This window comes from Nocardioides kongjuensis (genome assembly GCF_013409625.1).
GTDB classification, from domain to species: domain Bacteria; phylum Actinomycetota; class Actinomycetes; order Propionibacteriales; family Nocardioidaceae; genus Nocardioides; species Nocardioides kongjuensis.
On sequence record NZ_JACCBF010000001.1, the window covers coordinates 1,245,200 to 1,265,593 of the forward strand.

Sequence of the window (20,394 nt, forward strand, 5' to 3'; positions counted from 1 at the left end):
CCGAGCGATCACAGGTAGTGCCCGGCCTCCTGGGCCGAGGGCCGCCAGCCGCCCTCGGCTGCCTGCGCCAGCAGGGCCTCGGTGGTCACCGCATCCTGCGTCTCGAGGACCGTGGCCCGCACCAGCTCCTTGAGGTCCGCGCCGGTCGCGCCCTCGGTGGCCCGTGCCACCGCCGGAAGGTCGAGCGGGGTGGTGCACCAGGCCAGGTAGCGCCCGAGGATCGCCAGTCGGCCCTCGACGCCCGGCGCCTCCATCCTGACGACCGTGTCGAAGCGCGACGAGCGGCGCGCTGCCTTGTCGACCTTGCGGTGGTCGTTCGTGGACGCGATGACCACGACACCGCTGCGGTCGGCGAGCCCGCCGTCCATCACGTTGAGGAACTCGCGCAGCCGGTGCGGGTTGGTCTGCCCGCGCTCGCCCGCGATCAGGTCGAGATCGTCCATCAGGATCAGGCAGGGCGACAGGTCGGCGGCCAGGCCGAAGAGCTCGGTCAGGTAGTGCTCGGTGACGTAGGTGTCGGGCACCAGGACGGTCGTCGTACCGTGCAGCTCGCGGGCCACCACCGTGCCGAGCTGGGTCTTGCCGGTGCCCGGTGGACCGACGAGCAGCAGCCCGGTGCTGGTCCCGAGCCCGCGTGCTGCCAGGTCGGGTGCGAGCTCCAGCACGCGGTGCACGCTGCGGTCGACGGTGTGCCACACGCCCGGGTCGAGCTTGAGCAGGTCGCGTGAGGCGGCCGGTGGAGTCCACCGCTCGAGGACCAGTCCGCGGTTGCCGGTGGTGAGCCGGTAGGTGCCCTGGCGGTACGGCGAGTCGGTGGTGCGGCAGCGGCGCAGGAAGCCGTCGAGCACGTCGGGGAGCCCGTCAGCGTCGCGGGTCCGGCCGATCAGCTCGACCTCGGGGCTGAAACGGTCGGGGACGAGCCGCACGACGACGGGCACGCCGGCCAGCGTCCCGGCCGACAGCGTCATCGTGACCGCGTTGAACGCGCGGACGTCTCCACGTGCACCCGGCACGGTCTCCGAGGTCGCCGGCCGGGTCGGGAAGGCGCCGACGTGCTCGGCGCTCCAGCGCAGCTGGGCCTCGAAGAGCCAGTGGCCGACCGCGTGGGCGACCGGCGGCTCCAGCACCTCGGTGAGCACCACGAGGTCGGTGACGCCGACACCGAGCTGTGCGGCGGCGTGGTCGTAGGGCGAGGGAGCGCTCTCCTCGCGGCGCGCGAACTCGCGGTCGATCGCGGTGGCGAGCAGCCGGAGGGCAGGGGAGGGCGTCTCGGCGAGCAGGTCGAGAGCGTCGATGTCGGTCATGTTCACCACCTTCGGTTCGGTCGGGGACGGGCACGGGGCACAGTCGGCCAGTGTGCGGCGCCGTCCGCCTGCGTCGCCACTGGATATCGGGGACGGCGGCGCCCTACCCTGCTGGAGGGAGGGCGTGAACCGCTGGAGGAGAGCATGGGACGGACCGGGAAGCCGGCTGACCTCGTCGGGCGCAACCTGCGGGCGCTGCACGGCGCTCTCGAGCACAGCGTCACGATCCAGATGACCCGGTTGCAGGGGCTGATGGACGACCTCGTCTCGCGCGGTTCGTTGACCCGCGCCGAGGCCGACCACCTGCTCGGCCAGCTGGTCAGCACCGGGAAGGCCTACTCGCAGGCACTGCTGCAGGTGCTCGACACCGTGCGCCAGCAACCCCCGAAGGTGCCGGTCCCGAAGGTGCCTGTCCCGAGGCTGCCCGTCCCGAAGGTGCCGATCCCGCCCCAGCTGCGCCCGAACCGTCGGCGTCCCGATCCCGATCCCGAGCCCGCCCCGGCTGCGGCCGCGGTCCCCGACAACGTCGACCCCCTCGTGCTCCCCGACCTCCACGCCCTCACCGTGGCGCAGGTGAAGCCCCGGCTGGCCGGACTCGGTGCCGACGACCTCCGGCGGCTGCGGGAGCGCGAGGTCGCCGGCAAGAACCGCAAGGGTGTCCTCGCAGAGATCGACCGGCTGCTGGAGGGCTGACGTGTAACGGATTCCCCGGTCCCGACGCTCTACGGAGGAAGGCCTCGGGACACCAGGAGAGTGGGGAATCGTGCGGTTCGTGTGGGACAGGTCGACGGTCGGTACGACGCGGGGGTTGGTGGCGGTGGCGCTCGCGGTGCTGCTCGCGGCGGCACTGCTGGTGGCCGGGCCCGGGCGTACGCCGGCGGCGCAGGCCGCCCCCGACCCGGCGTACGTCGTGAAGCCGGGGATCGTCTTCAACCACCCGTTCCGCAGTGCCAGGAAGAAGACGAAGATCCAGCGGCGGATCGTCAAGACGGTCAAGAACGTCCCGGCGGGGGAGTCGATCCGGCTGATGACCTGGAACTTCGACTCGCCGCGGCTGGCGAAGGTGTTCGTCAACGCCCACAAGCGCGGTGTCTCGGTGCAGATCATCATGTCCCGCGGGCTGGCGAGGAGCCAGGGCCCCGGGCGGTCCTACCCGACGCTGCGCAGGGCGCTCGCGAAGGGCAACGCCGACCGGCCCAAGCAGCTGCGCAGCTGGATCCGCACGTGCTCCTCGACGTGTCGCGGCAAGGGCGGCGCGATGCACTCCAAGCTGATGCTGGTGAGCCGCTCGGGCGCGACGAGGTGGATCGCGATGCAGGGCTCCGGCAACTTCACGGGTGCCGCGGCGGTGCAGCAGTTCAACGACTGGACCACGATCACCGAGAACCAGCCCCTCTACGACGGCTGGATGACGATGTGGAAGCAGGCCAAGAAGGACCGGAACGCCAAGCCGCTGCGGTTCACGGTGCCGAGCACCACGACCCCCGGCTCGACGATCACCTCGATGTTCGCGCCCCACAAGAAGAAGACCGATCCGGCGCTCAAGGTGCTCAACCAGGTCCAGTGCACCGGCGCGACCAACGTCCCCGGCGGGCGGACGAAGGTGCGCGTCGCCAACGCGGTCTGGGGCGACCAGCGCGGCGTCAGGGTCGCCCGCAAGGTCCGCGAGCTGGCGAACGCGGGCTGCGACGTGCGCATCGTGTTCATGATGATGCCGCTGAAGATCCGCACCATCCTGCGGGGGCTGCCGGCGAAGCAGATGGTCTACATCACCGGTGCGACGGCCAACAAGTTCAAGGACCGCTACGTCCACATGAAGGGGCTGTCGGTGCAGGGCAACGTCGCCGGACGCGCCGACGGCAACGCCGTGCTGTCCAGCAGCGAGAACTGGACCCAGCTCGGGTGGCACTCCGACGAGCAGGACGTCATCTTCTGGGACGACGCCGCGATGGCGGAGCAGTACGCCGCGTGGGTGGACCTGGTCTACCGCCAGGCGCCGCGCAGCCTCAACAACTACGTCAGCTCCGCCGACCCGAACGGCCGGGTCGTGCCGGGCACCGAGTTCCTCGCGCCGAAGGACTACCCGTTCGAGGAGCTCGAGCTCCACTGAGGCCGCTCACCCGCCGGGCGTCTGGCTGCTGTCCCGGCGGGTTCCCTCGGGGTCGTCCGTGCGCTCGTCGGACTCCTCCAGGATCGCGGCCGCCTGGTCCTCGGGGTCGTCGCTGCCCGCCTCCTGCTCCTCGGGCAGGGTCCGGCACGCCGGCCGACCCGGTCGTCCTCGCGCTGCTCGTCGTGCCCGTCGTTCGGTGTGTCGCCCATGGGGGCGACCTACCCGGTGCACGGGGCTGCAGACGGCGGCGTGGGCCGACGTGCTGTGCTCAGTGCTGGAGCGAGGGGTCCCAACGGTTGGCGATCAGCTTGAAGCTGGGGGTGTCGTCGAGCGAGGTCATCGCCTCGTAGATGCGCTCGTACTGCGTCGACGCGATCCGCCAGGCCCCGTCCGGGTCTCGGCGGTAGGTGTCGACGTAGTACCCGCCCCCGCGGATCTGGACCTTGAAGTCGGGCACGATCACGGTGTCCTCGAAGGCCCACGACCCGGTGGCCGTGTCGCCGTCGACGTCGATCTCGGGGTGGTTGGCGATGTGGATCGTGACGATCCCGGGACCGAGGTTCTTCGACATGTACTCGACCACCGCGTCCCGGCCGTCGAAGTGCAGCGGTTCGCCCATCGCCTGCGTGCCGTACCGCGCGTCGACGTCCTCGGCCAGGCAGTCGGCGTACTCGTCCCACTTCTTGAGGTCGAGCGTGCGGAAGTAGCGGTGCTTGAGGCGCTTGATCTCCTCGATCGCGACAAGGTCCATGGCCGCACTGTAGAACCTGTTCTAGAAATGGTCGAGGGTTGTCGGCACGTGGTGGCAGGATCGTTCGGCATGGAACGGGTGCGGGGGCTGCTGGCTGCCGAGCGCGACGAGGCCAGGCGACGCCTCGCCGACCTGACCGGCAGCTTCGACGAGGTCGTCGCCGCGTCCCGGGACACCAACGCCGACGACGAGCACGACCCCGAGGGCACGACGATCGCCTTCGAGCGCTCACAGCTGGCCACCCTGGTGGCGCAGGTACGACGCCACCTCGCCGAGGTCGACGCTGCCCTGGCCCGCCTCGACGCCGGTGCGTACGGCGTGTGCGAGACCTGCGGCCTGCCGATCGCCGCGGCCCGGCTCGAGGTGCGGCCGACCGCCCGGACCTGTGTCGGCTGCTGATCAGCCGAGCTGCTCGAACAGGGACACGACGATCCCCTCCGGTCCGCGCACGTAGGCCATCCGCACGCTGCCCTCGTACTCGCCGATCCCGCCGACCAGCCCGTAGCCGTCGGCCGCCACCGCGTCCACGGCCGCCTGCAGGTCCACGACCTCGAAGGAGACGTTGCGCAGGCCGACCTCGGTGGCCAGCGCCTGCGGCGAGCCGGGCGTGTGCTCGGGCGTCACGAAGCTCGAGAGCTCCAGGCGCGGCCCGCCGCCGGGCGTGCGCAGCATCGCGATCCGGCAGTGCGCGCCCGGGACGGCGCAGACGGTCTCGACGAACTCGCCTGCCACCTCACCGGTGCCCTCGACCTCGAGCCCGAGCCGGACGAAGAACTCCGTCGCCGCCTCGAGGTCCGCGACGGTGATGCCGATGTGGTCGAAGCGTCGTACGTGCGTCATGTGCCCCATCCTGCCCGGAGTGCGGCTCAGGCCGGGGCGTCCAGCCGCGAGGGCAGCGCCAGGCTGGGGAACCGGTCGGCGCCGAAGATGACGACGTCCGCGACGGCGCCGTCGGTGATGCGCAGGACGTCGATGGTCAGCGGCAGGTGGGCCGCCGCGTCCTCGCGCCACAGGTAGAAGGCGATCGCCGGCTGCCGGTTCACGGCGGTGGGTACGGCGCGCAGGCCGTCGAGCTCGGTGAACCCGTCGGCGACCCAGTCGGCCAGGACCGCGTCGCGCCCGACGCGCAGGCCCGGGGTGGGCGGCATCGAGGACGTGACGTCGGGACGCAGCATCGCCGCGATCGCCTCGACGTCGGTGGCCACGGTCGCCTCCGTGAACCGGCGCACCAGCTCTCGGGTGGCGTCGTCGTCGCCGGAACCTCCGCTGCCGCCGGTCCAGTCCTGCCGGTCGGCGGGCAGGTGCTCGCGCAGGGCGGCCCGGGCGCGTTGCAGGGCGCTGTTGACCGAGTTGACGGAGTCGCCGAGCAGCTCGGCGACGTCCCTGGCCGGCCAACCGAGCACGTCGCGCAGGATCAGCACCGCGCGCGGTCGCGGGGCGAGGTGCTGCACCGCGACGACGTACGCCAGCTCGATCGTCTCCTGCGCGACGACCGCCGACTCGGGATCCGCCGCCGGGTCGGCCAGCTCGTCGAGAAGGCGGTCGGGGTAGGGCTGCAGCCAGGGCACCTCGCCGCCCGTGGCCGGTTCCGGGCGCCGCTGGGCGAGCAGGTCCAGGGACGCGTTGGTGGCGATCCGGTACAGCCAGGCGCGGAACGACGCACGCCCCTCGTAGGTCTCGCGCCGCCGCCAGGCCCGCAGGAAGGTCTCCTGCACGGTGTCCTCGGCGTCCTCGAAGGAGCCCAGCATCCGGTAGCAGTGCACGTGCAGCTCCCGGCGGTGCCGCTGCGCCAGCCCCGTGAACTCGGCCTCACCGACCTCGATGCTCATCACGTCATCCTTCCCTCTCGTTGCTGTCGTGTCGTCCGTGTGACGGTGGCGCGCGGCAGAACTCATCACTTCGCCCGGCCACCTAGGCTGGCCCGGTGAGCGACGCGCTGGACGAGGGACCGTTCTTCCACGGCACGAAGGCCGACCTGCAGGTCGGGGACCTGCTCACCGCGGGCTTCCGGTCGAACTACCGGCCCGAGGTCGTGATGAACCACATCTACTTCACCGCCCTGCCCGACGGCGCCGGGCTGGCAGCCGAGCTCGCGGCCGGTGACGGGGAGCCGCGGGTGTACGCCGTCGAGCCGACCGGACCGTTCGAGAACGACCCGAACGTCACCGACAAGAAGTTCCCCGGCAACCCCACGCGGTCCTACCGCAGCCGCGAGCCGTTGCGGGTCGTGGGCGAGGTGCACGACTGGAACCGGCTGACGCCCGAGGCACTGCAGGGCTGGCGGGACCGGTTGGCTGTGCTGCTCGAGCACGAGCGGGGCGAGATCATCAACTGACCGCCGCGTCGGCACCCCGGGGTGAACGACGGCCCCAGGGGTACCCACTGCGCGGAGGCAGCCGAGCAACGAGGGGAGCGTGCGGCCGTGGTGGAGACCTGGCCCGGGGCGGCGTACCCGCTGGGGGCGTCGTACGACGGCAGCGGCACCAACTTCGCGCTGTTCAGCGAGGTGGCCGAGCGCGTCGAGCTGTGCCTGGTCGACGTCGGCGACGACGGCACGCGCACCGAGACCAGGGTCGGCCTCACCGAGGTCGACGGCTACGTGTGGCACGCCTACCTGCCGGGGGTCCAACCCGGTCAGCGCTACGGCTACCGCGTCCACGGGCCCTGGGACCCCGCGCAGGGACTGCGCTGCAACCCCGCCAAGCTGCTGCTCGACCCCTACGCCAAGGCGACGGTGGGCGAGGTCGACTGGGGACAGAGCCTGTTCGGCTACGACTTCGAGGACCCGGACTCCCGCAACGACGAGGACTCGCTCGACCGGATGGTGCTCGGCGTGGTCACCAACCCGTACTTCGACTGGGAGGGCGACCGCCACCCGCGCACGCCGTACGCCGAGAGCGTGATCTACGAGGCCCACGTGAAGGGCCTCACCGCCACCCATCCCCTCGTCCCCGAGGCGCTCCGGGGGACGTACGCGGGCCTTGCGCACCCGTCCGTCATCGACCACCTGCGCGCGCTGGGGGTCACCGCGGTGGAGCTGATGCCGGTGCACCAGTTCGTCCACGACGACGTCCTCCTCCAGCGCGGCCTGCGCAACTACTGGGGCTACAACACGCTCGGCTTCTTCGCGCCGCACGAGGGCTACGCATCCGGGGCGACGCCCGGTGGACAGGTGCAGGAGTTCCGGGCGATGGTCAAGGAGCTGCACGCCGCCGGCATCGAGGTGATCCTCGACGTGGTCTACAACCACACCGCGGAGGGCAACCACCTCGGCCCGACGCTGAGCTTCAAGGGCATCGACAACCCGGCCTACTACCGTCTCGTCGACGACGACCGCCGGTACTACATGGACTACACCGGCACCGGGAACTCCCTCAACGCCGGCAACCCGCACTCGCTGCAGCTGATCATGGACTCGCTGCGCTACTGGGTGAGCGAGATGCACGTCGACGGATTCCGCTTCGACCTCGCCTCGGCCCTTGCCCGGGAGTTCTACGACGTCGACCGGCTCGCTACCTTCTTCGAGCTCGTCCAGCAGGACCCGGTCGTCAGCCAGGTCAAGCTCATCGCCGAGCCGTGGGACGTCGGCCCCGGGGGCTACCAGGTCGGCGGCTTCCCGCCGCAGTGGACGGAGTGGAACGGCGCCTACCGCGACACCGTGCGCGACTTCTGGCGCGGCGAGCACAACCTCGGTGCCCTCGCGAGCCGCCTCGCCGGCTCGGCGGACCTCTACGAGCACACGGGCCGCCGCCCCGTGGCGAGCGTCAACTTCGTCACCGCGCACGACGGCTTCACGCTGCGCGACCTGGTGTCCTACGAGGTCAAGCACAACGAGGCCAACGGCGAGGACGGCCGCGACGGCGCCGACGACAACCGGTCCTGGAACCACGGCGTGGAGGGCCCCAGCGACGACCCGGCGGTCAACGAGGCGCGGGCGCGCGACCAGCGCAACCTGCTCGCGACGCTGCTGCTCAGCCAGGGTGTGCCGATGGTGCTGCACGGCGACGAGCTGGGGCGCACCCAGCAGGGCAACAACAACACCTACGCCCAGGACTCCGCCCTGAGCTGGATGGACTGGGAGCACACCGACCGGCCGTTGTGCGAGTTCGTCAGCGAGCTGACCCGGCTGCGTGCCGAGCACCCGTCGCTGCGCCGCCAGCGCTTCTTCACCGGTACGACGGTGCGCGCGGGCGAGGGCGAGCGGCTCAACGACATCGTGTGGTTGCACCCGCAGGGCCGGCCGATGGAGGACGGCGACTGGGACGCGCTGCGCACGCTGGGGATGTACCTCAACGGAGACGGCATCGCGGGCCGGGACCGGCAGGGCCGGCCGATCCGCGACGACCACTTCCTGATCCTGCTCAACGGCGACGGCGACCAGGACCTGACGCTGCCGGACGAGGAGTACGCCGCCGCGTGGCAGGTCGTCGTGGACACGAGCGGGAGCTGCGACACCGAGGCCCGGGTCGAGGCGGGCGGTGTGTTCGCGCTGCCGCACCGCAGCGTCGTGGTGCTGCGCCAGTGGCACGAGCCGACCCCCGAGGCGGACGTCAGCCCGGCCGCGTCCGTCGCGTCCATGGCGGGCGAGCAGTGAGCCGCGTCCCGAGCAGCACCTACCGGCTCCAGGTACGCGAGTCGTTCGACCTCGACGCGGCCCGTGAGCTGCTGGCCTACCTCGACGAGCTCGGTGTGGGCTGGGTCTACCTCTCGCCGATCCTGGAGGCGCACCCCGGCAGCGACCACGGCTACGACGTCGTCGACCCCACCCGCGTGGACCCGGCGCGCGGAGGCGCGGAGGCCCTCGCCCGGCTCTCCGCGGAGGCCCACCGGCGCGGGATGGGGGTGCTAGTGGACATCGTGCCGAACCACGTCGGCGTGGAGAGCCCGGCCACGAACGGCTGGTGGTGGGACGTGCTCAGGCACGGACGCGACTCGCGCTTCGCCCGCTTCTTCGACGTCGACTGGGCGGCCGGGCGCGGCCGGATCCTGCTACCCGTCGTGGGAGACGACGACCAGCCCGACGCCGGCGGGCCGATCGCGAACCTGCGGCTGGTCGACGGCCTGCTCGGCTACCACGACCACCGCTTCCCGCTCGCGCCCGGCACCGCCGGTGACGGGGACGACGCCCAGGCGGTGCACGAACGCCAGCACTACCGGCTCGTCAGCTGGCGCGCGGCGGACGACGAGCTCGACTACCGCCGCTTCTTCGCGGTCAACTCGCTGGCCGGCGTGCGCGTGGAGGACCGCGACGTCTTCGAGGCCAGCCACGTCGAGATCGCCCGCTGGTTCCGCGAGCGCCTGGTGGACGGGCTGCGCGTCGACCACCCCGACGGGCTGCGGCACCCGGCGGCCTACCTCGACGACCTCGCCGACCTCACCGGCTCGGCGTGGGTGGTCGTCGAGAAGATCCTCGAGCCCGGTGAGGACCTCCCCGCACGCTGGAGCACCTCGGGCACGACGGGCTACGAGGTGCTGGCGATGGTCGACCGGGTCCTCGTCGACCCGGCCGGCGAGTCGGCGCTCGGCGCCCTCGACGAGCGGTTGCGCGGCGGCGTACCTCCCTGGCCCGAGCTCGTGCGCGCCAGCAAGCGGCACGTCGCCGACACCATCCTGCACGCGGAGGTGCGCCGCATCGCCCGCGAGATCGCCGTCGAGCTGGACGTCGTCCCCGACCGGGCGTGGCGCCGGCCGGTCGAGGAGGTGCTGGTCGAGCTGCTCGCCGCGTTCCCCGTCTACCGCAGCTACCTGCCCGAGGGGCGCGAGCACCTGCGGCAGGCGGCCGGCGCCGTGCGCCGCGACCGGCCGGACCTGGGCGGTGCGCTCGAGCTGGTGCTTCCGCTGCTGGAGGACCGGGTGCGTGCGCCCTCGCTGCGCTTCCAGCAGACCAGCGGGATGATCATGGCCAAGGGTGTCGAGGACCGCGCGTTCTACCGCTGGTCGCGGCTCACCTCGCTCAACGAGGTGGGCGCGGATCCGGCGGAGTTCTCGCTCGCTCCCGTGGCCTTCCACGCCGCGATGGCCCGCCGGCAGGCCGTGGCCCCCGAGGCGATGACCACGCTGAGCACCCACGACACCAAGCGCGGCGAGGACGTCCGCGCTCGCATCAGCGTCCTCGCCGAGGACCCGGACTGGTGGGACAGCACGCTCTCCGGCCTGCTCGCCGCGGTGCCCGCGCCCGACGAGGGCTTCGCCAACCTGCTGTGGCAGGCCGCCATCGGCGCGTGGCCGCTCAGCCGCGACCGCCTGCACGGGTACGCCGAGAAGGCGATGCGCGAGGCCGGCGACCGGACGACGTGGACCGAGCCCGATGCGGCCCACGAGAAGGCGGTCCACGCCCTCGTCGACGCGGCGTACGACGACCCGGCCGTCGTCGCCCGCCTCGACGCCGCCGCCGGTCGGCTGGCCGGGCCGGGCTGGAGCAACGCACTCGCGGCCAAGCTGCTGAGTCTCACCGTGCCCGGGGTGCCCGACGTCTACCAGGGCAGCGAGCTGTGGGAGCAGAGCCTGGTCGACCCGGACAACCGGCGGCCGGTCGACTTCGGTCTGCGGCGCCGGCTGCTGGGCGCGGCCGGGCCGGTGCGGCCCGAGGGGCCGGCGGACGACGGCCGGGCCAAGCTGCACGTCGTACGGACGGCACTGCGGCTGCGCCGGGACCGGCCCGACCTGTTCGCCCGCTACGACCCGCTCACCGCCGCGGGAGCGGCTGCCGAGCACGTGCTGGCGTTCGACCGGGGCGGTGCGGTCAGCGTCGTCACCCGACTGCCGGTCGGTCTCGAGCGCCGCGGCGGCTGGGGTGAGACCCGGCTGGACCTGCCGGCAGGGGAGTGGCGCGACCTGCTCACCGACCGCCCCGCCTCGCCCGAGCTGGGCTCCCTCCTGGCCGACCTGCCGGTCGCCCTCCTCGTCCGGGAGGACCGATGAGCTTCGAGGTGTGGGCGCCGCGCGCTCGACGGGTCCGGCTCGCGCTCGACGATCACGTGCTGGCGATGGAGGCGACCGCCGGCGGGTGGTGGGCAGCGGACACGGGGCCGGTGCCCGACGGCACACGCTACGGCTACCTGCTCGACGACGACGAGACGCCAGTTCCCGATCCACGCTCGCGGCGCCAGCCCGACGGCGTGCACGGGCTGTCGGCGACCTTCGACGCATCGGCGCACCCGTGGGGCGACGGCGCGTGGACGGGGAGGCAGCTCGCCGGCGCCACCATCTACGAGCTGCACGTGGGCACCTTCACCCCGGAAGGCACCCTCGACGCCGTGGCCTCCCGGCTGGACCACCTGAAGGAGCTCGGTGTCGGCTTCGTGGAGCTCATGCCGGTCAACGCCTTCAACGGCGTGCACAACTGGGGGTACGACGGCGTCCTCTGGTCCGCGGTCCACGAGCCCTACGGCGGCCCGGCGGCGTACCAGCGACTGGTCGACGCCTGCCACCGGGCGGGCATCGGCGTGATCCAGGACGTCGTCCACAACCACCTCGGGCCGTCGGGGAACCACCTGCCGCGCTTCGGCCCCTACCTCAAGGACGGCCGCAACACCTGGGGCGACCTGGTGAACCTCGACGGCGAGGGATCCGCCGAGGTGCGCCGCTACATCATCGACAGCGCACTGATGTGGCTGCGCGACCTGCACGTCGACGGCCTGCGGCTCGACGCGGTGCACGCGCTGTCGGACGAGTCCGACGTCCACCTGCTGGAGGAGCTGGCCGTCGAGGTGGCAGCGCTCTCCGCCCACCAGAACCGCCCGCTCACCCTGATCGCAGAGTCCGACCTCAACGACACCCGGATGGTCATCCCGCGCGAGGCCGGCGGCCACGGTCTGGACGCGCAGTGGAGCGACGACTTCCACCACGCCGTGCACGTGGCACTGACCGGCGAGACCTCCGGCTACTACGCCGACTTCGCCCCGCTGGGAGCGCTGGCCAAGGTGCTCGACCGCGGCTTCTTCCACGACGGCACCTGGTCGAGCTTCCGCCAGCGCAACCACGGCCGACCGGTCGACACGGACCGCATGCCCGCCTGGCGCCTCGTCGTGTGCGCCCAGAACCACGACCAGATCGGCAACCGGGCGCGCGGCGACCGCACCGCCGAGCACCTCGACGACGAGCGCCTGCTCTGCGCGGCGCTGCTCACCTTGGCCTCGCCGTTCACCCCGATGCTCTTCCAGGGCGAGGAGTGGGCCGCGAGCACGCCCTTCGCCTTCTTCACCTCCCACCCCGAGCCCGAACTGGCGACGGCCACCGCCGAGGGCCGGCTCGCCGAGTTCGAGCGGATGGGCTGGGACCCCGACCAGGTGCTCGACCCCCAGGACCCGGCGACCTTCGAGCGGAGCAGGCTCGACTGGTCGGAGCTGTCGGGGGGCCGGCACGCCCGCGTCCTGGAGGGCTACCGGCGCCTTGCCACGCTGCGGCGCGAGCTCCCGGAGCTGACCGATCCGGGCTTCGGCACGACCACCCTCGACGAGGCCGAGGGCCGGCTCACCCTCGATCGGGGCACCGTCGCCCTCCACCTCAACCTCGGTGAGCGGGACTGGGAGGTGCCTGCCGTCGAGGTGCTCTTCAGCACGAGCGAGCGGATCGCCCCCGGCCGCGGTGACCGGCCGGTGGTCGTGCTGCCCGGCAACGGCCTGCTGGTGCGCACCTCGCCGGCCGCCTGAGCACGCGAGAACAGAATTCCTGCGACCTGCTGTCGTTTCCACGTCGGCTCGTTCGTAGCGTGGGTGAACGCACCCCACCGGGAGCAACGACCCAGGAGACGAGCCCATGCAGGACCCAGCACAGGTCGCCCGTCGGCTGTTCGAGCTGACCGAGCCGATCGCGGCGGTCGGCTTCACTGCCGACGAGCCCAACGAGGCGATGGCGGAGCTCGGCCTCCGCGGCTACTGGGACGGCTACTTCGCAGGACGCGCGGCGCCGCTGGGCGTCGTCCCCGCCGAGGTCGTGCACGCTGCCTTCTACAACTTCGCCGACGGCGAGGTCGCCCGGCACGTGCCCAGGGTGTGGGAGACGACCACACCCGACGCCGCGTACGCCGCGCGGCTGCGCGGATGTGTCGCGGCCTTGCGGCGCATCCTCGGAGAACCGGGCGGGGGAGGCGAGGTCTCGCGCGCTGCGGACCTCCTGGCGCGGGCGGCGACGAGCGCGCCGATCGAGGGGCGTGTCATGTACGCCGGGCTGCGTGCTCTGCCCCTGCCGGGCGAGCCGCTCGCGCTCCTGTGGCACGCCTCGAACATGCTGCGCGAGCACCGCGGCGACGGCCACGTCGTCGCACTCGTGGCGGCAGGGATCGGCGGCCTCGAGTCGCACGTCCTGTGTGCTCTCGACATGGGCATCCACCCGGCGGAGTCGTTCGGCCGCATCCACCACCTTCCCCGCAGGCAGCTGTCCGGGGTGATGGAGGGCTTGCGGCGGCGCGGCCTGATCGACCCCGACGGTCGCTTCACCCAGGCGGGACGGGAAACGAAGGCGAGGATCGAGGCGATGACCGACGCCCTCGCCGCAGCGCCCTACCAGGCGCTCGGCGCCGAGGAGCTGGACGAGCTGGTCACGGCGCTCGAGCCGATCGCCCGCCGTGTGGGAGCCGGCCGCTAGGGCTCACTCCCCGTCGTAGGCCGCCTGCAGCGCCGCGACGTCGATCTTGCCCATGGTCAGCATCGCCCGGCACACCCGCTGGTTCGCCTCGGTGGTGTAGTCGCCACTGAGCTCCTCGAGCTCGACGGGGACGACCTGCCAGGAGACGCCGTACCTGTCGCGGCACCAGCCGCACGGGCCGGGCTCGCCACCGTCGGCGGTGAGCAGGTCCCAGTAGTGGTCGACCTCGGCCTGGCCCTGGACGCGCAGGTAGAAGGAGAACGCCTCATTGAGGTGGAACTCGGGCCCGGCGTTGAGGCCGATCACCTCGTGGCCGGCGACGGTGAACTCGACGACCTCGGCGACGGAGTTGCCGGGTTCGGTCCAAGCGGTGGTGACGGGGCCGACGGACGAGCCGGGGATGTGCTCGGCGTAGAAGGTCGCGGCCTCGACGGCCAGGTTGTTGCCGAACCACAGGTGCGTGCGTACCGAAACCATCGCGATCTCCCTCGGGGGGACCCTCCGGTCGAGGGTCACTGCCGAGGACGACCGCACCGGACGCGCAGACTCATCGCGCGATCCTCAGTCGAGGCAGAACTCGTTGCCCTCGACGTCGTACATGTTCTGGCACGACTCGTTCTCCTCGTCAGCGGGCAGGAGCGTGCCCCGGCGGGCGCCGAGGGCCTCCAGGCGGGAGGCCTCCGCCTCGAGCGCGGCCAGCCGTTCGGCGCCGGTCAGGCCGGTGACGACCCGGACGTCGAGGTGGACCCGGTTCTTGGCGACCTTGGTCTCGGGGACGCGCTGGAAGTACAGCCGTGGGCCGACACCCGTGGGGTCCTGGCAGGCGGCCCAGGCGTCGTCGGGGTCGGGCGGGTACGGCGGATCGACGTACCCGAGGGTGGCCTTCCAGAACTCGGCGACGGCCCGGGGGCTCGCGCAGTCGAAGGTCACCTGAACCTGACGTACCGAGGTCATGGAGGCAGCCTAGGGAAGCGCTGGGCACGTGGCCCCGCCGGCGTACGACGGGGCCACGTGCGGCACCGATCACCAGGAGAAGGGCCCGTAGTAGTCGGAGTACTGTGCTCGCGACTCGTCCCCCCAGCGGTCCGCGTCGTGATCGGGCGCCGACTTGATCTGGTCCTTGGTCATGTTCACCCTGACCGACTCGTCGGCGTGGTCGACCCCGGTGATCGCGCCGGCCGGGATCAGCCGCTTCTTGCCGAAGATCCACGGCCCGGTGTCGACCACCACGTGCGCGGCATCGACCTCGTTGGTCGCCTCGTCGATCTTGCCGATCGATCCGTCGGTCGCCTCGACCGAGTAGCCGACGAGGTCGCCGCCCTCGAGCCACGACGTCTCCCGGTAGTTCCACACGTTGCTCATCTGAGCTCCCCCCTTGTTGTCGAGTCCTGCGCGGTACCCGGGCCTGCCCCCCGGAAACAGGAAGGCGGGTGATCGAGCGGATCTTGAGATCGAACAGGTGTTCGACTACGGTCGGGTCATGGGCTGGAACAACCCACCGGTCCCGTGGAGCGAGCTCGAGCGGCGGCTGTCCGGGCGCGCGCCCGCGCTCGAGGCGCCGGTGTCGCGTCGCAAGCGGCCGCGGGTCGAGCCCGACGACGTGGTCAGGCCGACAGCGTCGACGCCGTACGCCGAGCTCCACTGCCACAGCCACTTCAGCTTCCTCGACGGTGCCAGCTCACCGGGCGAGCTGGTCAAGGAGGCCGTCCGCCTCGGGCTCGATGCGCTCGCCCTGACCGACCACGACGGGTTCGCGGGGGCGCCGCTGTTCGCGGAGGCGGGGGCGGACTACGAGCTGCGGACGGTCTACGGCGCCGAGCTGACCCTCGACGTGCACCGCTCGCAGAACGGCATCCCCGACCCCGAGGGCAGCCACCTGCTGGTGCTCGCGCGCGGGGTGGAGGGCTACCACCGGATGTCGGGGGCGATCACCGAGGCCGGGCTGCGCGCGCCGGAGAAGGGCAGTCCCGCCCACGACCTCGACGAGCTCGCCGAGCGCGGACGCGGGCACTGGGTGGTGCTCACCGGGTGCCGCAAGGGCGCGGTCCGCCAGGCGCTCGCGGCGAGCGGTCCCGCCGCGGCGGCGAGCGCCCTCGACGCCCTCGTCGACAGGTTCGGGCACGACCACGTCGTGGTCGAGCTGACCGCCAGCGACCACCCGGGCGGCGAGGAGGACAACGACCTGCTGGCCCGGATCGCCGACGACCGCGGCCTGCCGGTGCTGGCGACGGGCAACGTCCACTTCGCCGTGCCGGAGAGGCGGCGGCTGGCCGCGGCGATGGCGGCCGTGCGAGCCCGGCGCAGCATCGCCGAGCTCGACGGCTGGCTCGACCTGTCCGGCGGTGCGCACCTGCGCAGCGGCGAGGAGATGCTGCAGCGCTTCGCGCACCGGCCCGATGCGGTGCGGCGCTCCGTCATGCTCGCCCGTGAGCTGGCCTTCGACCTGCGCAAGGCCTCACCGCGGCTGCCGAAGCAGGGCATCCCGGAAGGACGTACGCCGGGCGAGCACCTGCGCGACCTGCTGGAGCGGGGCTTCGCGCAGCGCTACGCGCGCGAGCCGCACGCGGAGGCCGCGCGGCAGCGGGTCGAGGCGGAGATGAAGGTGATCCTGGAGAAGGACTTCGCCGGCTACTTCATCATCGTCCACGACATCGTCGCCTTCGCGCGCGAGCAGAAGATCCTGTGCCAGGGCAGGGGATCGGCGGCGAGCAGCGCGGTCTGCTACGCGCTCGGGATCACCGCCATCGACTCGGTCTTCTACAACCTGCCGTTCGAGCGGTTCATCTCCCAGCACCGCGAGGAGGAGCCCGACATCGACGTCGACTTCGACTCCGACCGGCGCGAGGAGGTGATCCAGTGGGTCTACGACACCTACGGCCGCCGCAACGCCGCGCAGGTGTGCAACGTGATCAGCTACCGGCCGCGGATGGCGGTGCGCGATGCCGCGAAGGCGCTCGGGCACTCGCCGGGGCAGCAGGACGCCTGGTCCAAGCAGGTCGACAGCTGGGGGAGCGAGGTCGAGAAGGACCTCGGCATCCCCGAGCCCGTCGTCGCGCTCGCCGAGGAGCTGATCGGCGCACCCCGCCACCTCGGCATCCACTCCGGCGGCATGGTCCTCACCGAGCGACCGATCGGGGAGGTCTGCCCGATCGAGAAGGCGCGGATGGACAAGCGGACCGTGCTGCAGTGGGACAAGGACGGCTGCGAGTCGATGGGGCTGGTGAAGTTCGACCTGCTCGGCCTCGGCATGCTCGGCGCTCTCGACCACATGATCCGTCTCGTCGCCGAGCACCTCGGCCAGGAGTGGACGCTGGCGACACTGCCCAAGGAGGAGGAGGCGGTCTACGAGATGCTCGGCCGCGCCGACTCGATCGGCGTCTTCCAGGTCGAGTCCCGCGCCCAGATCGGCACCCTGCCGCGGCTCAAGCCCGACAGCTTCTACCAGCTGGCCATCGAGATCGCACTGATCCGCCCCGGCCCCATCCAGGGCGGCGCGGTCCACCCCTACATCCGCCGCAAGACCGGGCGGGAGAAGGTGACCTACCCCCACCCGCTGCTGGAGCCGATCCTCGGCCGCACGCTCGGCGTACCGCTGTTCCAGGAGCAGCTCATGCAGATGGCGGTCGCGCTGGGCGACTGCTCGCCCGACGACGCCGACCTGCTGCGCCGTGCGATGGGATCGAAGCGGGGGATCGAGCGGATCGAGAAGGTCAAGGACAAACTGTACGCCGGCATGGCGCGCAAGGGGATCACCGGCGAGGCCGCCGACGCGATCTACGTCCAGGTGCTGTCCTTCGCCGGCTTCGGGTTCGCCGAGTCCCACGCGCTCAGCTTCGCGCTGCTCGTCTACGCCTCGTCGTGGTTCAAGCTGCACTACCCGGCGGCCTTCCTCGCCGGGCTGCTGCGCAACCAGCCGATGGGCTTCTACTCCCCGCAGTCCCTGGTCGCCGACGCCCGCCGCCACGGCGTCGTCGTCCTGCCGCCGGACCTGGTCCACTCCGACGTCCAGGCCGGGCTGGAGCCGTGTCCGGCAGACGAGGTCGACGACGCCGTGCGGTACGACGGCTCGCTCGGCGTGCGCCTGGGACTCGACTCGGTCAAGGGGATCGGCACCGAGGTCGCGACCCGGATCGTGACGGCACGTGCCGACTCGCCGTACGCCGACATCCGTGACCTCTCCCGCCGCGCCGCACTGACCCAGGCCCAGCTCGAGGCCCTCGCCACCGCCGGAGCGCTCGACGGGTTCGGCCTCGACCGACGCCAGGCGCTGTGGATGGCCGGGTACGCCGAGGACGACGGCCAGCTGCCCGGCAGCACCCCCGCTCCGGCGCCGCCGACGCTGCCGGAGATGACGCCGCTCGAGGTGACCCTCGCCGACCTGTGGGCGACCCGGATCTCGACCGACGTCCACCCGATCCAGCACTTCCGGGAGACGCTGAGCGCTGCGGGCATCAAGCCGGTGGGCGACCTGCCGACCACCGAGGCGGGGCGCCGGGTGCATGTGGCCGGCCTGGTCACCCACCGCCAGCGGCCGGGCACCGCCGGCGGGATCACCTTCCTCAACCTCGAGGACGAGACCGGGATGCTCAACGTGGTGTGCTCGCAGGGCGTGATGCGCGCCCACCGGCAGGCCGCACGCAACCGGGTCGCCGTCGTGATCCGCGGGATGGTCGAGCGCCAGGACGGCGTCACCAACCTGGTCGCCGACCGGGTCGAGCCGCTGGACACCGTCCTTCCCGGTGCGGGCGACGCGCTCCAGGCCCGCCAGTCCTCGCGGGACTTCCGGTGAGTCGCGCCTACAGGCCGTCGGTGTTGAACTCGTCCCCACTGACCAGCCAGGTCCCGTCGGTCAGGGTGAGCTGGTAGAGCGTCGTGATGTTGGCGAGGTCCGAGCCGACCTTGACCGTGGCCACCCCGTCGCTGCCCTCGAGCTCGGTCAGCCGGACGTCGTCCTCGCCGAACAGCGGCTTGCTGAACACCTTCTCCCAGCTCGCGCACGCCTCCTCGCGCGAGGTCGACTCGTCGGCGAACAGGGCGATCGAGCGCAGGTAGTCGTCGGTCGCCAGGTCGCAGTCACCGGTGACGAGGAACTCCTTGAGCGTCGCCGAGATCGCTGCCTCGTCCCCGTCGGTGATCGGCCCGCTCCCGGACCCGGCCTCCGGCGAGGGAGCGGCCCCGGATGTCCCAGCCGTCGTGGAGGCACTGCTCGGCGTCGGCTCCGCCCCGTCCTTCGCGCCACCGCCGTCGCTGCCGCCGTCGCCGCAGCCGGTGAGCGCGAGTGGGAGCACGAGTGTCACGAGAAGTCGTCGATCCATGGAGCCAGTTCCTACCGCACGGCGCGCCGCGGCGAGGCCGATTCGGGAGAGCCCACAGGCCTGCGGTAGTGTTCCGTTCGCCTCGGGCGGTGATCCCGAACGAGGCATCGGGCTGTAGCGCAGCTTGGTAGCGCACCTGACTGGGGGTCAGGGGGTCGCAGGTTCAAATCCTGTCAGCCCGACCGAGAAGACCGGCTCTGACCAGCGGACACGCTGAGTCAGGGCCGGTGCTCATTTCGACCGTCCTGCGGCGCGGCAGGGCAGCGCGCATCACGTCGGATCGGTGGAGCGCCGGACGAGCACCTGCACCAGGCGTGAGGAGCTGCGCGCCGACTGCCTGTCAGCTGCCGCCCGTCAGCTGACCGTCGGCCGGATGCTGGCGCGTGCGGGCCGCGGATGTGGCGTGCCCGCGGGCGGGTCGCGCCGGACATCCACGACGGTGCTGCCCTCCGGGTGACCGTCGCCGACAGCCGGGACCGGTGCACCCGTCGTGGTGGACGCTGCCTGGGTCTCGCGTCGCAGGAACTCGCCGAGGTCTGCCACGGTGCTCATCAACGGCGCCGGGAACACGACCGTGGTGTTCTTGTCGACCCCGATCTCGATCAGGCTCTGCAGGTTGCGCAGCTGCAGCGCCAGGGGGTGCTGCATCATGGTGTCGGAAGCCTCGCCCAGCGCAGCGGCAGCTGCCGCCTCGCCCTCGGCCGCGATGATCTTCGCGCGCTTCTCGCGCTCGGCCTCGGCCTGCCTGGCCATCGCGCGCTTCATGCTGTCGGGCAGCTGGATGTCCTTGAGCTCGACCAGGGTGACCAGCACACCCCACTCGTTGGTCGTGCGGTCGAGGATCTCGCGGATGTTCGCGTTGATCGCGTCGGTCTCCGACAGCGCCTGGTCGAGGGTGTGCTGGCCGACGACGTTGCGCAGGGTGGTCTGGGCGATCTGGTTGATGGCGGCTGCGACGTTCTCGATCGCCACGACCGACTTCACGGCGTCCACGACCTGGAAGTACGCGACACCGGCGACGTCGATGCTGACGTTGTCCTTGGTGATGATCCCCTGGGACTGGATCGGCATGGTGACGATGCGCAGGGACACCTTCCTGAGCCGGTCGACGACCGGGATGATCACGCGAAGCCCTGGCTCGCGCACCCGTTGCACCCGGCCCAGCCGGAAGACGACGCCCTTCTCGTACTGGTTGACGATGCGCAGTGCCGCCCCGAGCAGGGCGAGGCAGACCGCCAGGACGACGGCGGCCACGACGAGGTACGTCTCCATGACACTCTCCTTGGCTGGGAGGAACATCTCCGGCACTCGGTGCGCCGCGCGACCGGA

Annotated in this window: 18 protein-coding genes and 1 tRNA gene; 10 read left to right on the plus strand and 9 right to left on the minus strand. The window is 71.9% G+C overall.

Annotated elements, in window-relative coordinates; genetic code table 11:
* Positions 1-8: 8 nt before the first annotated feature.
* On the minus strand, positions 9-1,304 hold the full coding sequence (locus BJ958_RS05910) for an AAA family ATPase (protein WP_179725984.1): 1,296 nt from the start codon (positions 1,302-1,304) through the stop codon (positions 9-11).
* A 144-nt stretch (positions 1,305-1,448) separates the two neighbouring features.
* Between BJ958_RS05910 and BJ958_RS05915 the strand changes: the two genes are divergently transcribed.
* Together BJ958_RS05915 and BJ958_RS05920 are read left to right on the plus strand one after the other, a co-directional pair.
* A complete protein-coding gene (locus BJ958_RS05915; protein WP_179725985.1) occupies positions 1,449-1,997 on the plus strand; it encodes a hypothetical protein in 549 nt (182 codons plus the stop codon).
* 70 nt (positions 1,998-2,067) lie between these two features.
* Positions 2,068-3,414, plus strand: a complete 1,347-nt coding sequence (locus BJ958_RS05920) for a phospholipase D-like domain-containing protein (RefSeq protein WP_179725986.1) — start codon at positions 2,068-2,070, stop codon at positions 3,412-3,414.
* A 268-nt stretch (positions 3,415-3,682) separates the two neighbouring features.
* On the opposite strand, the gene BJ958_RS05925 is transcribed toward BJ958_RS05920, so the two are convergent.
* On the minus strand, positions 3,683-4,165 hold the full coding sequence (locus BJ958_RS05925; protein WP_179725987.1) for a nuclear transport factor 2 family protein: 483 nt from the start codon (positions 4,163-4,165) through the stop codon (positions 3,683-3,685).
* A gap of 69 nt (positions 4,166-4,234) precedes the next feature.
* Between BJ958_RS05925 and BJ958_RS05930 the strand changes: the two genes are divergently transcribed.
* Positions 4,235-4,564, plus strand: a complete 330-nt coding sequence (locus tag BJ958_RS05930; RefSeq protein ID WP_179725988.1) for a TraR/DksA family transcriptional regulator — start codon at positions 4,235-4,237, stop codon at positions 4,562-4,564.
* On the opposite strand, the gene BJ958_RS05935 is transcribed toward BJ958_RS05930, so the two are convergent.
* Together BJ958_RS05935 and BJ958_RS05940 are read right to left on the minus strand one after the other, a co-directional pair.
* On the minus strand, positions 4,565-5,005 hold the full coding sequence (locus BJ958_RS05935; protein ID WP_179725989.1) for a VOC family protein: 441 nt from the start codon (positions 5,003-5,005) through the stop codon (positions 4,565-4,567).
* A gap of 26 nt (positions 5,006-5,031) precedes the next feature.
* Positions 5,032-5,994: an RNA polymerase subunit sigma-70 gene (locus BJ958_RS05940; protein WP_179725990.1), complete on the minus strand. Its 963-nt coding sequence runs from the start codon at positions 5,992-5,994 to the stop codon at positions 5,032-5,034.
* Between the two features lie 95 nt (positions 5,995-6,089).
* Here BJ958_RS05940 and arr point away from each other — a divergent pair, with 95 nt between their 5' ends.
* The 5 genes from arr to BJ958_RS05965 all read left to right on the plus strand — a co-directional run bounded on the left by arr (position 6,090) and on the right by BJ958_RS05965 (position 13,750).
* Complete coding sequence (gene arr / locus BJ958_RS05945) at positions 6,090-6,500, plus strand: NAD(+)--rifampin ADP-ribosyltransferase (RefSeq protein ID WP_179725991.1); 411 nt, start codon at positions 6,090-6,092, stop codon at positions 6,498-6,500.
* Positions 6,501-6,590: 90 nt separating this feature from the next.
* The gene (glgX, locus tag BJ958_RS05950) at positions 6,591-8,759 is read left to right on the plus strand and encodes a glycogen debranching protein GlgX (RefSeq protein ID WP_179730007.1); all 2,169 of its coding nucleotides are present in this window, start codon (positions 6,591-6,593) and stop codon (positions 8,757-8,759) included.
* Positions 8,756-11,086, plus strand: coding sequence for a malto-oligosyltrehalose synthase (gene treY, locus BJ958_RS05955; RefSeq protein ID WP_179725992.1), 2,331 nt, complete (start codon positions 8,756-8,758; stop codon positions 11,084-11,086). Before glgX ends, treY begins: the two co-directional genes overlap by 4 nt.
* Positions 11,083-12,816: a malto-oligosyltrehalose trehalohydrolase gene (gene treZ, locus BJ958_RS05960; protein ID WP_179725993.1), complete on the plus strand. Its 1,734-nt coding sequence runs from the start codon at positions 11,083-11,085 to the stop codon at positions 12,814-12,816. Before treY ends, treZ begins: the two co-directional genes overlap by 4 nt.
* 106 nt (positions 12,817-12,922) lie before the next feature.
* Positions 12,923-13,750: an SCO6745 family protein gene (locus BJ958_RS05965; protein WP_179725994.1), complete on the plus strand. Its 828-nt coding sequence runs from the start codon at positions 12,923-12,925 to the stop codon at positions 13,748-13,750.
* A gap of 3 nt (positions 13,751-13,753) precedes the next feature.
* Here BJ958_RS05965 and BJ958_RS05970 read toward each other — a convergent pair whose 3' ends face one another.
* The 3 genes from BJ958_RS05970 to BJ958_RS05980 all read right to left on the minus strand — a co-directional run bounded on the left by BJ958_RS05970 (position 13,754) and on the right by BJ958_RS05980 (position 15,112).
* Positions 13,754-14,227 (minus strand): VOC family protein, encoded by a 474-nt coding sequence (locus BJ958_RS05970; protein WP_179725995.1) that lies wholly within the window; start codon positions 14,225-14,227, stop codon positions 13,754-13,756.
* An 84-nt stretch (positions 14,228-14,311) separates the two neighbouring features.
* The gene (locus BJ958_RS05975) at positions 14,312-14,704 is read right to left on the minus strand and encodes a VOC family protein (RefSeq protein WP_179725996.1); all 393 of its coding nucleotides are present in this window, start codon (positions 14,702-14,704) and stop codon (positions 14,312-14,314) included.
* Between the two features lie 69 nt (positions 14,705-14,773).
* On the minus strand, positions 14,774-15,112 hold the full coding sequence (locus tag BJ958_RS05980) for a PRC-barrel domain-containing protein (protein WP_179725997.1): 339 nt from the start codon (positions 15,110-15,112) through the stop codon (positions 14,774-14,776).
* 118 nt (positions 15,113-15,230) lie between these two features.
* Here BJ958_RS05980 and BJ958_RS05985 point away from each other — a divergent pair, with 118 nt between their 5' ends.
* Entirely contained in the window at positions 15,231-18,539 is a 3,309-nt protein-coding gene (locus BJ958_RS05985) for an error-prone DNA polymerase (RefSeq protein ID WP_179725998.1), read from the plus strand.
* Between the two features lie 7 nt (positions 18,540-18,546).
* Here BJ958_RS05985 and BJ958_RS05990 read toward each other — a convergent pair whose 3' ends face one another.
* Complete coding sequence (locus tag BJ958_RS05990) at positions 18,547-19,065, minus strand: hypothetical protein (RefSeq protein ID WP_179725999.1); 519 nt, start codon at positions 19,063-19,065, stop codon at positions 18,547-18,549.
* Between the two features lie 108 nt (positions 19,066-19,173).
* Between BJ958_RS05990 and BJ958_RS05995 the strand changes: the two genes are divergently transcribed.
* Positions 19,174-19,247, plus strand: a tRNA-Pro gene (locus tag BJ958_RS05995).
* A 172-nt stretch (positions 19,248-19,419) separates the two neighbouring features.
* On the opposite strand, the gene BJ958_RS06000 is transcribed toward BJ958_RS05995, so the two are convergent.
* Positions 19,420-20,337, minus strand: coding sequence for a slipin family protein (locus BJ958_RS06000; protein WP_179726000.1), 918 nt, complete (start codon positions 20,335-20,337; stop codon positions 19,420-19,422).
* Positions 20,338-20,394: the final 57 nt, after the last annotated feature.

Excerpts from the sequence above, each read along its gene's own strand:
- BJ958_RS05910 (WP_179725984.1), bottom strand. The coding sequence starts at position 1,304 with ATGACCGACATCGACGCTCTCGACCTGCTCGCCGAGACGCCCTCCCCT.
- BJ958_RS05915 (WP_179725985.1), top strand. The coding sequence starts at position 1,449 with ATGGGACGGACCGGGAAGCCGGCTGACCTCGTCGGGCGCAACCTGCGG.
- BJ958_RS05925 (WP_179725987.1), bottom strand. The coding sequence starts at position 4,165 with ATGGACCTTGTCGCGATCGAGGAGATCAAGCGCCTCAAGCACCGCTAC.
- BJ958_RS05930 (WP_179725988.1), top strand. The coding sequence starts at position 4,235 with ATGGAACGGGTGCGGGGGCTGCTGGCTGCCGAGCGCGACGAGGCCAGG.
- BJ958_RS05935 (WP_179725989.1), bottom strand. The coding sequence starts at position 5,005 with ATGACGCACGTACGACGCTTCGACCACATCGGCATCACCGTCGCGGAC.
- BJ958_RS05940 (WP_179725990.1), bottom strand. The coding sequence starts at position 5,994 with ATGAGCATCGAGGTCGGTGAGGCCGAGTTCACGGGGCTGGCGCAGCGG.
- treZ (WP_179725993.1), top strand. The coding sequence starts at position 11,083 with ATGAGCTTCGAGGTGTGGGCGCCGCGCGCTCGACGGGTCCGGCTCGCG.
- BJ958_RS05965 (WP_179725994.1), top strand. The coding sequence starts at position 12,923 with ATGCAGGACCCAGCACAGGTCGCCCGTCGGCTGTTCGAGCTGACCGAG.
- BJ958_RS05970 (WP_179725995.1), bottom strand. The coding sequence starts at position 14,227 with ATGGTTTCGGTACGCACGCACCTGTGGTTCGGCAACAACCTGGCCGTC.
- BJ958_RS05975 (WP_179725996.1), bottom strand. The coding sequence starts at position 14,704 with ATGACCTCGGTACGTCAGGTTCAGGTGACCTTCGACTGCGCGAGCCCC.
- BJ958_RS05980 (WP_179725997.1), bottom strand. The coding sequence starts at position 15,112 with ATGAGCAACGTGTGGAACTACCGGGAGACGTCGTGGCTCGAGGGCGGC.
- BJ958_RS05985 (WP_179725998.1), top strand. The coding sequence starts at position 15,231 with ATGGGCTGGAACAACCCACCGGTCCCGTGGAGCGAGCTCGAGCGGCGG.
- BJ958_RS05990 (WP_179725999.1), bottom strand. The coding sequence starts at position 19,065 with ATGGATCGACGACTTCTCGTGACACTCGTGCTCCCACTCGCGCTCACC.
- BJ958_RS06000 (WP_179726000.1), bottom strand. The coding sequence starts at position 20,337 with ATGGAGACGTACCTCGTCGTGGCCGCCGTCGTCCTGGCGGTCTGCCTC.